Genomic DNA, 11,747 nt, shown 5'->3' on the forward strand with positions numbered 1-11,747 from the left:
AAAAAAAGATCTGCCACACAAACAGGACGTGGCAGATCTTTTTTATTATTTTCCAACTGGAAAAGCTTCACCAACAACGGCATCTTGTGGTAATTCAAGAATTCCTTTTTTCAATGGTGCATTTGCTAAGTGCAGTTCACGAGCAGAACAGATCATGCCGTAGCTATCGACGCCACGAAGCGTTCCTGGCCAGATCAATAACCCATCCGGCATCATTGCCCCTGGTTTAGCAACAACGACTTTCAAGCCTTTGCGAATATTGGCAGCACCACAAACGATTTGCAGGACCTCGCCTTCTCCGACTTCTGTTTCCGTTACAGATAAATGATCACTATCTGGATGTGGTTCACATGTTTTGACATAACCCACAACGATTTTCGGCTCTAAATCAATTGCCAATTGCTCCGTAAAGCCAGCTTCTGTGATCAATCGGTTCAAAGTTTCCACTTGTTGTTTCGTCAAAACAACTTGCCCGTTTCCTTCAATGGCAACTGTATCAGAAATGTGAAAGAAGTTCCAACCTACGATCGTACCTTCTTCATTTTTGATTTGAGCGACATTTCCTTTTCGTTCAGCCGTTTGTTCCATCCCTTTATCATCTGCTGTGATCACGATCAAAGTATCGCCCACATATTCTTTGTTGTATGAAAAAATCACTTGTCTTCCTCCTCTTACTTATTCCGCCCATAATCTTAACAAATTTTTGTCTGTTCGTCATGGGAATTTTCTTAGTTTACAATCGCTGCACTTCCCAATCCATAAAAAAACTGCGACAGAAATCAGACCAACAGGCAGCTAGTGAATGAAAAAGCACTCGCTTGCTCTTTTTTCCTGTCTCTGTATCTTCTGTCACAGCTTTGTCTTTTGCTTATTCTTCGCTAGGAGAGACAACCAACACATCACATTTCGCTTCGCGAATAATATAACTCGCTACACTCCCGGTGATAAACCGCTCAACAGCATTCAGTCCGGATTGGCCTACCATGATCAAATCAATCCCATATTTTTCTGGTAACTGTTTGGCCATTGCTTCTTTCGCAGAGCCGTAAGCAATGATCCCTTCGATCAAATCAAAATTAACGGATTTACCATATTGTTTACAGGATTCGATTAATTCTTGGGCAGTATCCTTTTCCTGCTCAATGATCGTTGTATCTAAAGGAGCATATCCCATCATCGTGGGGATCTGCTGATCGATGATATTCGCTACATAGACTTTCCCCTGATTGCGTCGTGCCACTTCAACTGCTTTTTTGAACGCTTCATTGGCTTGGTCGGAGCCATCGACACCTACTAAAATATTTTGATATCTTTGCCCACTCATGTTTTTCACCTCGAAAGTTTAATTTAGACTTGATAAGAAAGATTCGATTTCTGCTTTTGTTTTTCGATCTTTGTTGACTAAACGACCAAGTTCTTTGCCGTCTTCGATCACTACAAGACTTGGAATTCCAAAGATATTCCATTCAACAGCCACATCCATATAAGCATCACGATCAACTTCAACAAATTGAAATTCAGGGAAATCTGCTTCGATCTCAGGCAATTGCGGTTTAATATAACGGCAATCCCCACACCAGTCTGCTGTAAAAAAGAAGACATTCTTTCCTTTTTCGACATATGTTGCCAATTCTTCTAAATTTTTTGGAACAATCACACGCTCACCACTTTCTTTTCTCTAATCAAATTATACACCTTTTAAAACAGGGAACCAACTCACAAGCAAAAGAGCTGTGAACACGCCCATGCTAGTCACTGAAAACAGCACCCTAGTTGTCCCATTTCCTGATTATCGTAAACAGTTACAATAACAGATCAAAAATTGAACCAAATAGGTCTGATCTAGCGTTGAGTCGTATCACAGCTCTTAATTTTTATTTTCCTTCTACAATTGTAGCAACTGTTGATTTATCCAAACCTTTCAAGACTTGGATCACCATTTCTCTCGCAGCATCAAAGTCAGCGATGCTGAATAGTGTTTGATGGGTATGGATATAACGTCCTGGTACACCAATCACAGAACTTGGAATTCCTTCATTGGCCATATGAGCTGCACCAGCATCCGTACCGCCTTTAGACACAAAGTATTGGTAAGGGATATTGTTTGTTTCTGCTGTGTCCAGCAAGAATTCTTTCATCCGAGGCAACATGATCATTCCTGGATCATAGATACGCATCAGTGTACCTTCACCTAAATGCCCAAAAGTCCCATTCTTCGTCACTGTATCATCAGCTGGTGAACAGTCAACAGCGAAGAATAGATCTGGTTGGAATTTCGTGACAGAAGGTTTTGAACCACGTAAGCCAACTTCTTCTTGCACATTGGCACCAGCAATCAATGTATGACCCAGTTGTTCTTCTTTCAATGCTTCCAATGCTTCTAATACAACCGTACAGCCATAACGATTATCCCAAGCTTTTGAAATAATGTTTTTGCCATTCGCTGTCTTGATTGTTTCTACTTGAGGTACGATGGTGTCACCTGGTCGTACGCCAAAACTTTCCGCTTCTTCTTTAGAATCAAAACCAGCATCGAACAGAATGTCCGTTACTTCTACTGCTTTTTGTCCAGCTGTTCCACGTAGTAAATGTGGGGGCACTGATGAAGAAATACATGGATAGTTGCCTTTCGCAGTTTTTAAAGTGAAGCGTTGTGCTGAAACGACATAAGGGTTCCAACCGCCAAGAGGTGTCACTTTAAATAACCCGCGTTCGGTGATTTGTGTCAACATGAATCCAACTTCGTCCATATGAGCAGCTAGCATCACGCGTGGTGCATCTGCATCTGAATGATGACGTAATCCGAAGATCCCGCCAAGTCCATCTTGTTGGATTTCGTCCACTAATGGAGTCATCGCTTCCCGCATATAAGCCCGAACATCCTGTTCAAATCCACTAGTTCCTTGCAATTCTGTTAATTCTTTGATTCGTTGAAACGTTTTTTCTTCCATACTTTTTTCGGCTTGAATCGAAACAAGCCTTCCCTCCTCTTGCAAATCTATATTTATTATAACGCAAATTACTCATTCTGGTTCTTTTCTTATAGAAAAATTCTAAACTATGGTAAAATAATCTAAACAGACAAAAGGATTTCCGTTTATTCCTTAACAGGATAGGAGAAGTCTTCAAGGAGGCACAACATTTATGATCAATGAACGTCCATTCAATTATTTTAAAAACGGCCTGGCCATCGGCGTGGGTGTCGGTTTTGCAGGCGGGATCTTCTCGACATTATGGGTGAAGAAAAAACAATCGATGAATGCAGATGACGTCCTCGATCAAATCAAAGCAGCATTTTTAAAAGAAGGTCCGATCGAAGGTTCCTGGATCAATTTTGAGAAGCAACCACTTCGTAAATTTGCAGTGACATCTCAAGGATATACCGGCGGTATTACTCGGACCGAAGACGGACAACTGATCACTTACGAATTTTTAGCAGATGCGAAAACAGGAACTGTTTTGGATATTCAACGATCGATCATTGATTAATACGCATTGCTATACAACAGACGCTCAATGATTCAAACTCATAAAATAGTCGAACATCGCTAGATGATTTTTCTTGTCGTTCTTTATGAACAACAGTGATCATCTTGAGTTGTCCGACTATTTTTTAGCTGCAGCAATCTTTTTGGGACGCTTATTTGCATGAAGCAACGTAGCTAAGTCTAGTAATAAAACATTGGCTAACACAGGATTGGCTTTCTCGCGATACGCTGCGGCGCCACTTTCAAACAATACTGCTAGACGATCTTCTACAACAACGATTTGTTCCAAATACGGTGGAAATTTGATTCGTTTTAGGATCCGGCTAGGAGAGTCCCGCTCGGACACTAAGAGTTCCGAGGTATAAGGACCATAAGAACGACTGGCTAAGAGATAATGGCCATAAAAAGCCACACCTTGAATCTTATCAGATGTTTTTCTGCTCATTGTCACGGTTGGTTGGATTTTGTCTTTGCGGCGAATTGCTGTTTTCATTTCAGCTACCGTCGGCAATAGATAGAAAGTCAACTGTCCTTCACCTTTTAGTGTGAAGTTGCCAGATACCAGTTGATCATTGTTTTGAGTCAAATACGATGCTTGTGGAATCTCTAAGAGATCAGTTGTCAGCCAATAAGCGATTGGCTGTCCCGTCGCTTCAGATGTATCTGCTAAGATATCGATCAAACGTAAAGCGGCTACTCGTCCAGTAGCAGATCCTGTGATTGTCAACCATAAAAGTTCCCGTTTTGTATCATATACTAAGCCCCCTACATGTGGCCGTTTAGGTAAAATCAGCAGTTTGATCGGCTGTCCTATTTCTCTATCCAGTACATGAATAATAGAATGATGCTGATGGTCATAGCAGTAGGCAGAAATAAACACAAAATCTTGAGAAAAAGCCAACCCTTGCGGCGTCATCCATTGACAAACCTCATTTTCGCCGGTTTCCGGCATCACCATTCTTGTTTCTGTTAATCCAGGAATGTTATATTGTTTTGCTTCAGCCTTTTCCCAAGCTGCTTGAACAATAGGATACCGTTTTAACTTTTTTTCAATATCCTGATGTATCCGTTGCTGCTTCCAATGCTTAAACTTTAGGACATAGTAAACAAGGAGGCCAATGACCAGCAACACTAAGATCATTATTGCTACCCGCTGTGTCATTTTTTTGCCTCCTTGGTCTATTCGATCAATCGTACATATACCGCTATTAATTACAGTATCTACATGTTTCTTTTACTAGCGTTTCTTTATAGGATCTTTCATAATCTCATTTATAGTAACATTAAGAATCCCTTATTCTACTATAGTCACTTCCACATCAATATTGCCTCTTGTTGCTTTAGAGTATGGGCAAAATGCGTGGGCTTCTTCTGCGATTTTCTCTGCTTGGTCCTTCTCAAGTCCTGGCAAAGAAACTTCTAAAACAACCCCGATTTGGTAGCCCCCATCTTCTAATTGAAATAAAGATACCCGTGCTTTGACTTCAGAATCAGACTCAAGATTATTTTCTTCCAGCATGTGTTGAACCGCGCCGTTGAAGCAAGATGCGTATCCAGCCGCAAAAAGTTGTTCCGGATTTGTCCCTTCACTATGGATTCCTGGGCGGTCGATCTTCATGTGCATACTTCCGTTTGGTGCCTCAACCTCGCCATCACGACCTCCACGATTGATCATTGCTGTTTCGTACATTTTTTTCATTGAGATCATCCTTTCTTTCGTCGTTCTATATTAAGTGTAACGAGTATTTTTTAATCTGACAAAGGTAATGCTTGCATTCGGCGACATCAGTTAGACAACATCGATGATCAGTGATAGAAGCAGTTCGTCCATACAAAAAAAGAAGCAGCGAAAAGCTGCTCCTTAAGATAATAGGTAAAATTGCTGATATGTTTGACGATTAACCTCTTGAACGTCCCAAGAAAAATGATACTACAGCAACAACGATGATCGCACCAATGATAGAAGGAATCAAAGCCATTCCTGCTAATTGAGGACCCCAGCTACCTAACAATGCTTGTCCAATTGCTGAACCAACTAAACCTGCAACGATGTTAGCGATCCATCCCATTGATCCACCTTTATTTGTAATTGCTCCGGCAATCAAACCGATAATAGCTCCTACGATTAATACCCATAACCAATGCATAATTTTCTCCTTCTTTCTGTGAAATATTTATTACACATATTATGTTACGCTTCTTCTTAAAAATACACAAAAATTTTGCTCTTAAAAAACAAAAAAAATTTAAAACGTTGTTATATTAAGGATAAATCAACTTTTTTGGAATCGTTAACACTCACTGCAAGAGGTCAAAAAAACTGCCGCAGCTCTTTGAAAGCGTTTTGATCAGCAAAAAGTTATTTTCTGATAAAGGGTACCTAGACTATGTACGATTTTCTTTCATTGTCTGCTTTCAATCGTCATCTTCCCTATGAATAAAAGCAATCAAAGAAACCTGATTGTCGTACACACCTCATTCACTACATCCTTCTGATGAAACATCAAAACAATTGGCATTCCTTTGATTCTGCCTTTTGTATTTGAAACCTGCTTCCCCTCACTATGTAAAAGGATTATGAGAAAAAGCAGCGATAGAAGTGAGCGTATGCAATAGCGAGTAAAGTAAAAAATAAATTGTTCGGATTGTACCCCGGCCTTTCTTCTTAATGTTTTTCATTTCTCGCTTCTCCCCTCTGCTTATTGGACAGTCTTCGCGATTGTGAAGTCACGAAAAAAAGCAACTTTGCCCAGCGTTCAATGCTAGACAAAGTTGCTTTTTTATTTTGTTTTTGAAAAGTCTTTCTTTGAAAGATAGACAGCAGTAAGGATGCCTACTAAGACAGCTAACCCAAAGACTAGAATCGTTCCTATCGTGTTATCCTTCCCAGGCAGTCCGCCAGTGTTGATCCCCCAAAGTCCAGCAATCAATGATGGCACTGCAACCACTAATGCTGCTGAATCTAAATATTTCATCAAATGGTTCAAATTATTGTCCATCATATCCGAGAATAGACCACCGATGGTTTCCAATAAATCGCGATAGATCGTGACAAGCTTGTTGGCAAATTTCTGTCGCAGTTTAATGTCGTAAACTAACGATTCATTATCTAATTTGTCTAAAAACTCTTTTCGTTCCATCAAGTGATTCACTGTAAGATTCTGATCTTTCAATGTGTGATCCAAATAAACCATATCTCGTTCTGTGTCTGCCAGATTAAATAGTTCATTATTTTCGGTTGTTTTACGGGCAGCCGCATCCAATTGGTCGATTTGCTTTTTAATCTCTTTCAACCCATTGATATAGTGGGTATAGATCATTAATGTGGCAAAAGCAATGATATCCTCAAAATGTCGAAGCTCATTTCCATGTTTCTCGATCAATCGCTCAACGAGATTCGATTCTCTAGAGACATAGGTGATCATCAATCCTTTGGAAAGAATAAATGTGACAGGTTCAAGGCGTTTTTCAATGCGTTCTTGATGATTTGAAGAAAGATCGATCAATGTATAAAGAAACGGATTGTTTAATTTAGTGTCTCGTAAATGTTCTAATCGAGAAACTTCCTCTGGTTCATCGGAGCCAATAAAAATATCTTCCGGTAAATCAAAAAGTGTCAGCAGCTCTTTTTTTTCTTCTTCATTTCCATGTTTGACTACCAACCAATTATAGTCTTCTTCGGATGATTCTCTGATTTGGTTCTTTTCGATTTTATAGTACGAATACATTTTGCCTCTCTCCTTTAACTCCTTCACTTCTCTTCAACTATCTAATGGCGACTGCTTTTTGTCAAGAAAAAGCGCTATTTCAACGGTTTTTATTAATACGGAAATAAAGCAAGCGTTTGATTAGACCATTCTAAATAAACGTGAGAGAATATTTTTGGGCCCAATAAAAATCATTTTAGAGGAGGACAACTATGTTTCTACATCAGAAAGAACTACAGTTCGAAGCAAAACCAGACAAACCAAATCCATTAATTGCGAAGTATCTTCAAGAATTGATCGGTGGCCAGTATGGCGAAATGAGTGTAGCAATGCAGTATCTCTTCCAAGGTTGGAGCTGCCGTGGAGAAGAAAAGTACAAAGATATGTTGATGGACATTGCGACAGAAGAAATTGGACACGTTGAAATGCTTGCTACAATGGTTGCTCGTTTATTAGAAGGTGCACCGGTAGAAGATCAAGAAGCCGCAATGAAAAAAGACCCAGCAATTGGCGCAATTATCTCTGGAATGAATCCACAACATGCGATCGTTGCTGGCTTAGGACCACGTCCAGCTGACAGTGTCGGTAATCCATGGAGTGGCGCTTACATCATTGCCAGCGGTAATTTACTGGCAGACTTCCGTGCCAATTTAAATGCAGAATCACAAGGACGATTACAAGTCGCTCGAATCTATGAAATGATTGATGACCGTGGAGTTAAAGACCTCTTATCCGTGCTATTAGCTCGGGACAGCTATCACCAAAACCTTTGGGCACAAGCTGTCAAAGAACTTGAAGAAAAAGAGGGTACAATCTTAGTACCGAGCACTTTCCCTCGTAATGAAGAACGGTTAGACATCGCCTATGACTTTTACAATTTCTCTGAAGGAGATCAAAGTAAAGAAGGCTCTTGGGCAAAAGGAAAAGCACTTGATGGCGAAGGTGAATACCAATGGCTTTCTACACCTAAAGTTGAAGGCAAAGCGCCAAAACTAGATCCTGTCACACCAAAAATGTATGGCACGCCACCTGAAAAATAAATTGATCGAAACGAATAAAAAGAGCAATGATTCCATTCACAAGAAATCATTGCTCTTTTCTTGTCTTATTGAGCAAGTTGGTTACCTTAAAGCTAAAAAAGCGTTAGAGTAGAATGTATAAGAAAAAGGAGGAATCATTATATGAAAGCACCTTTACTTACACTAAATGACGGCAATATGCGCCCAGCCTTGGGCATCGGTACCTATCAAATTCGCGGTGGCGAAGGCTTAAGCCAGTTGCAAGCAGCGATTGCAGATGGCTATCGTTTGATTGATTCGTCAACGAACTATGACAATGAAGGAATCGTCGGTAAAGCGATTCGCCGATCCGGTGTCCCTCGTTCTGAGTTTTATATCACCTCAAAATTACCAGGAAAATATCATGGATATGATGATGCACTGACCAGTATTCAAGAATCGCTGGCGCGCATGGGATTAGATTACTTTGACGCCTTTTTGATCCACTGGCCACTGCCTAAACGCGGCAAGTACATTGAAGCGTGGCAGGCGTTAGTGACTGCGCAAAAATTAGGTTTGATTCGTTCTATTGGTGTATCTAACTTTGAACCTGAACATTTAGATGCCATTATTGAGGCAACTGGTGTCACACCAGCCATCAATCAAATCGAGATCCATCCTTACTGGGTCCAAGAACAAATGGTAGCAGAAAACAGAAAACGTGGGATCATTTCTGAAGCATGGAGTCCATTAGGCCGTGGCAGCGCGGCGCTCAAAGAATCCATCATCACTGATCTAGCAAATAAATATCAAAAATCTGCGGGTCAAGTCATCTTACGCTGGCACGTCGATCGCGGGATTCTACCACTACCAAAATCCCGAAACCTGAGCCATCAGCGAGAAAACTTAGCTATTTTTGACTTTGAATTGACTGAAGAAGAAATCAATGCAATCAATCGCTTGAACAAAGAAGATGGACGTATTGAAGGTCAAGATCCGAAAGAATATGAAGAATTTGAGTAAAGTGAGACAGCACAAAGCTCCTGAGGGATTTCATAGGCTCACATCAATTATAGGAATTGGAATGGTCAAAAAAAAGAACTGCGAGATGACTTGCCCCAATTGAATTCCTTAGATCTACTAGCAGCAAGGCTCTACTGGAGTCTTGCTGCTATTTTATGAGAAGTAAAAACTTCTGACACGATCAGTTTTCATTTGGATTATGCTTTTCTCACAGTTCTTTTTCTGAGTTAAAACTTCTGTACAAACATCATTACAACTGATAGTGAATGGCTTCTTTGTATTGTTCAAATAATGATTGGTTCAATTCATCGCCGCCATCCATATTTGCGGAATAAAAGATGGGCGGATAATCGATTCCTGCTTGTTTCAATTGTTGGCAAACTTCGACGATAATGGTATTAAGGATCGTAGCGCCAATCACCGTTGAAGTAGGCCCCACTTTTTGATCCATCCCCTTAATCTGACAACCTGCATCACCAATTTCCCCATGATTATCGATTACAAGATCAGCGACTTCAAACAGACGAAGGCCCGAAGAATGCCGGCTAGTGACTGATTGCGAATACGTTTTGTTTGTTAAAGCGATAATTTTGACGCCTTTTTCTTTTGCCGCTAGTGCTAAATCGATTATGACGGGATTACGACCTGAAACTGAGTGTAAAATCAGCACGTCTCCTTCTTTGAACGGCTGGATTTCCGCTAATGCGGTGCCGTAGCCTTCTAGTCGTTCCATTTTGCTAGTAAAGGTGATGGGACTGCGATCCAACATCAGTTCTCGTCCAAAGATCGCATTGATAGTCATCATCCCTCCCGCGCGATAGTACATTTCTTCTGCCAAGATCCCCGCATGACTAGCCCCAAAAATATAAATCGAATGCTTTTCTAGATTTGCTGTAGTCAAGAGACGAATTGCCTCATCGATTGCATGCTGTTCCTTTTTTTCAACGGTTTCTAGTAATGCATGAATTTTATCAACATATTGATACATATTAAATTCCCCCAAATAGACTGCCGAGACCACGACCAATGATTCCCCAAAGTGATAAGTCATTGCCACCAAAGATCAGAATCCAGTTTTGAATCGTTGTGCTGAATAGAACGGCAGATACACCAACTAACAAGACCATCACAAATGATGCGGCAATGGTACCAATGACTGCGCCACGCAAGCCGCCTTGTCCTTCTCCAATAACTGCTGCGCCGCCACATTCAAAGAAACTGGTGATAACTAATGGTACGATCAAGATTCCAAAAACATTCGTCGTATTGACAATGATCACAAGGATCGTTGAGGTGATCATAGCTACGATAAAACCAATAATCACGGCATTCGGACGATAATTGAATAGGATCGGTACATCAAAAGCTGGTTTGGCTCCAGGGACGACTTTTTCGGCAATCCCTTGGAAAGCTGGAATAATTTGGTTGATCAATAGGCGGACCCCATAAAGCATGATCAAGAGTCCTGCGCCAAAGTTCAAGCCTGCTTGAACAGCAAACATGACCAGATTCCCACCTTCTGGGACAAGAACTGGTGCGATAATTCCTACAACAATATTCATCAAAAACATCACCAAGGCACCTGTAATGGAAATCTCACGGAAAAAGGACAGGTTTTCTGGCACTTTTAAATCTTCTGTCGATTTTTCTTTGTTTCCTACTCGTTTTGCCACGAAGCCGGACACCATCGATAAGATCCCTGTAGGATGTCCAATCAAGAACGAATCATCGCCAGTGGCATCCCACACATATTTCCGCATGATCCAAGGCATAAATGACCAATAACAAGCAGATAAAACAGCTCCTAAAATCAATAATGGAATCCCCGACATTCCACCTTCAACCCCACCAGCAACGATCACAAATGGGAACCACCATAACATATGACCCGTCAAGAAAATCGTCTTAACTGGTGTAAAACGAGCAATCAATAAGTGCAAGATCAATCCAAAAAACATAGCTAACCCAACAGTTCCCCCGTATTCTGCTGTGAAGGTCACATCAGAAAGACCATCGGCTACTTGAACCCCCAACTGTGTCTGAACCGCTGTGTTGATTGGTGCGATCGTTCCCGTCAGCATATTGACCCCTGCGGTCAATGCTACCATCCCAAAGGCTGCTGTCAACGAGCCTTTCACCACTTCGGCAAAAGGTTTTCGTTGCACGATCAACCCGATCATTGCAATCAGTCCGAGCAATACTGGCGGATTCTTTAAAATATGATCTGTGACAAAACTCATGATTATCCCTCTCTTTCAGCTAAAAACTTTTCCATTTGCATTTTGACTTCAGCGACATCCATATATTTTTTGATGGGATAGACAGGTGCTTTGACTGAAGCTTGCAAATCATTCAATAATTCGTGGCTTGTAAAATAAACATCTGCAGGAGTTGCTTTTGCAGTAGACAAATCCGTATTCTCAGCAGTCGCCTTCAGCCCCAGCTCCTTAATCACCTTATCGATCGTCATCTTTAACACCATTGAACTTCCAACACCAAATCCACACACAGCTAAAATTTTCATCTTCTTT

Annotated in this window: 14 protein-coding genes; 3 read left to right on the top strand and 11 right to left on the bottom strand. The window is 40.8% G+C overall.

The features are described from left to right. Positions 1-45 precede the first annotated feature (45 nt). From ytpR to pepA, 4 genes are all read right to left on the bottom strand, one after another. Positions 46-657: a YtpR family tRNA-binding protein gene (gene ytpR / locus FE005_RS00245; RefSeq protein WP_138371096.1), complete on the bottom strand. Its 612-nt coding sequence runs from the start codon at positions 655-657 to the stop codon at positions 46-48. 211 nt (positions 658-868) lie between these two features. Next, positions 869-1,324: a universal stress protein gene (locus tag FE005_RS00250; protein WP_005470736.1), complete on the bottom strand. Its 456-nt coding sequence runs from the start codon at positions 1,322-1,324 to the stop codon at positions 869-871. An 18-nt stretch (positions 1,325-1,342) separates the two neighbouring features. Further along, the gene (locus tag FE005_RS00255) at positions 1,343-1,657 is read right to left on the bottom strand and encodes a thioredoxin family protein (RefSeq protein ID WP_003125825.1); all 315 of its coding nucleotides are present in this window, start codon (positions 1,655-1,657) and stop codon (positions 1,343-1,345) included. 217 nt (positions 1,658-1,874) lie between these two features. Beyond that, the gene (gene pepA, locus FE005_RS00260) at positions 1,875-2,951 is read right to left on the bottom strand and encodes a glutamyl aminopeptidase (RefSeq protein ID WP_003125824.1); all 1,077 of its coding nucleotides are present in this window, start codon (positions 2,949-2,951) and stop codon (positions 1,875-1,877) included. A 193-nt stretch (positions 2,952-3,144) separates the two neighbouring features. On the opposite strand from pepA, the gene FE005_RS00265 reads away from it, so the two are divergent. Further along, complete coding sequence (locus tag FE005_RS00265) at positions 3,145-3,489, top strand: PepSY domain-containing protein (protein WP_138371097.1); 345 nt, start codon at positions 3,145-3,147, stop codon at positions 3,487-3,489. A gap of 117 nt (positions 3,490-3,606) precedes the next feature. On the opposite strand, the gene FE005_RS00270 is transcribed toward FE005_RS00265, so the two are convergent. The 4 genes from FE005_RS00270 to FE005_RS00285 all read right to left on the bottom strand — a co-directional run bounded on the left by FE005_RS00270 (position 3,607) and on the right by FE005_RS00285 (position 7,216). Then, on the bottom strand, positions 3,607-4,650 hold the full coding sequence (locus tag FE005_RS00270) for a hypothetical protein (protein WP_138371098.1): 1,044 nt from the start codon (positions 4,648-4,650) through the stop codon (positions 3,607-3,609). Between the two features lie 132 nt (positions 4,651-4,782). Further along, positions 4,783-5,187, bottom strand: a complete 405-nt coding sequence (locus FE005_RS00275; RefSeq protein WP_002292291.1) for an organic hydroperoxide resistance protein — start codon at positions 5,185-5,187, stop codon at positions 4,783-4,785. Between the two features lie 199 nt (positions 5,188-5,386). Further along, positions 5,387-5,635: a GlsB/YeaQ/YmgE family stress response membrane protein gene (locus FE005_RS00280; RefSeq protein ID WP_002292290.1), complete on the bottom strand. Its 249-nt coding sequence runs from the start codon at positions 5,633-5,635 to the stop codon at positions 5,387-5,389. Between the two features lie 633 nt (positions 5,636-6,268). Next, positions 6,269-7,216: a magnesium transporter CorA family protein gene (locus FE005_RS00285; RefSeq protein ID WP_103300993.1), complete on the bottom strand. Its 948-nt coding sequence runs from the start codon at positions 7,214-7,216 to the stop codon at positions 6,269-6,271. A gap of 191 nt (positions 7,217-7,407) precedes the next feature. On the opposite strand from FE005_RS00285, the gene FE005_RS00290 reads away from it, so the two are divergent. Continuing rightward, the gene (locus FE005_RS00290) at positions 7,408-8,235 is read left to right on the top strand and encodes a manganese catalase family protein (RefSeq protein ID WP_010723486.1); all 828 of its coding nucleotides are present in this window, start codon (positions 7,408-7,410) and stop codon (positions 8,233-8,235) included. Positions 8,236-8,376: 141 nt separating this feature from the next. Then, positions 8,377-9,216 carry an aldo/keto reductase gene (locus tag FE005_RS00295; protein WP_138371099.1) on the top strand — a complete coding sequence of 280 codons (840 nt, stop codon included), beginning with the start codon at positions 8,377-8,379 and terminating at the stop codon, positions 9,214-9,216. Positions 9,217-9,466: 250 nt separating this feature from the next. On the opposite strand, the gene FE005_RS00305 is transcribed toward FE005_RS00295, so the two are convergent. The 3 genes from FE005_RS00305 to FE005_RS00315 are packed head-to-tail and all read right to left on the bottom strand — an operon-like array spanning position 9,467 to position 11,740. After that, a complete protein-coding gene (locus tag FE005_RS00305; protein ID WP_002301439.1) occupies positions 9,467-10,204 on the bottom strand; it encodes a sugar isomerase domain-containing protein in 738 nt (245 codons plus the stop codon). Between the two features lies 1 nt (position 10,205). Then, positions 10,206-11,456, bottom strand: coding sequence for a PTS ascorbate transporter subunit IIC (locus FE005_RS00310; RefSeq protein WP_003125789.1), 1,251 nt, complete (start codon positions 11,454-11,456; stop codon positions 10,206-10,208). A gap of 2 nt (positions 11,457-11,458) precedes the next feature. Beyond that, positions 11,459-11,740, bottom strand: a complete 282-nt coding sequence (locus tag FE005_RS00315; protein ID WP_002301437.1) for a PTS sugar transporter subunit IIB — start codon at positions 11,738-11,740, stop codon at positions 11,459-11,461. Positions 11,741-11,747 lie beyond the last annotated feature (7 nt).

The organism is Enterococcus sp. M190262, from assembly GCF_005843965.1.
Lineage (GTDB): Bacteria > Bacillota > Bacilli > Lactobacillales > Enterococcaceae > Enterococcus_D > Enterococcus_D gallinarum.

What these genes read in the sequence shown, in the direction of transcription:
- FE005_RS00315 (WP_002301437.1), bottom strand. Translation starts at nt 11,740, where the DNA reads ATGAAAATTTTAGCTGTGTGTGGATTTGGTGTTGGAAGTTCAATGGTG.
- FE005_RS00305 (WP_002301439.1), bottom strand. Translation starts at nt 10,204, where the DNA reads ATGTATCAATATGTTGATAAAATTCATGCATTACTAGAAACCGTTGAA.
- FE005_RS00280 (WP_002292290.1), bottom strand. Translation starts at nt 5,635, where the DNA reads ATGCATTGGTTATGGGTATTAATCGTAGGAGCTATTATCGGTTTGATT.
- FE005_RS00265 (WP_138371097.1), top strand. Translation starts at nt 3,145, where the DNA reads ATGATCAATGAACGTCCATTCAATTATTTTAAAAACGGCCTGGCCATC.
- FE005_RS00310 (WP_003125789.1), bottom strand. Translation starts at nt 11,456, where the DNA reads ATGAGTTTTGTCACAGATCATATTTTAAAGAATCCGCCAGTATTGCTC.
- FE005_RS00290 (WP_010723486.1), top strand. Translation starts at nt 7,408, where the DNA reads ATGTTTCTACATCAGAAAGAACTACAGTTCGAAGCAAAACCAGACAAA.
- pepA (WP_003125824.1), bottom strand. Translation starts at nt 2,951, where the DNA reads ATGGAAGAAAAAACGTTTCAACGAATCAAAGAATTAACAGAATTGCAA.
- FE005_RS00295 (WP_138371099.1), top strand. Translation starts at nt 8,377, where the DNA reads ATGAAAGCACCTTTACTTACACTAAATGACGGCAATATGCGCCCAGCC.
- FE005_RS00270 (WP_138371098.1), bottom strand. Translation starts at nt 4,650, where the DNA reads ATGACACAGCGGGTAGCAATAATGATCTTAGTGTTGCTGGTCATTGGC.
- FE005_RS00285 (WP_103300993.1), bottom strand. Translation starts at nt 7,216, where the DNA reads ATGTATTCGTACTATAAAATCGAAAAGAACCAAATCAGAGAATCATCC.
- FE005_RS00275 (WP_002292291.1), bottom strand. Translation starts at nt 5,187, where the DNA reads ATGAAAAAAATGTACGAAACAGCAATGATCAATCGTGGAGGTCGTGAT.
- FE005_RS00250 (WP_005470736.1), bottom strand. Translation starts at nt 1,324, where the DNA reads ATGAGTGGGCAAAGATATCAAAATATTTTAGTAGGTGTCGATGGCTCC.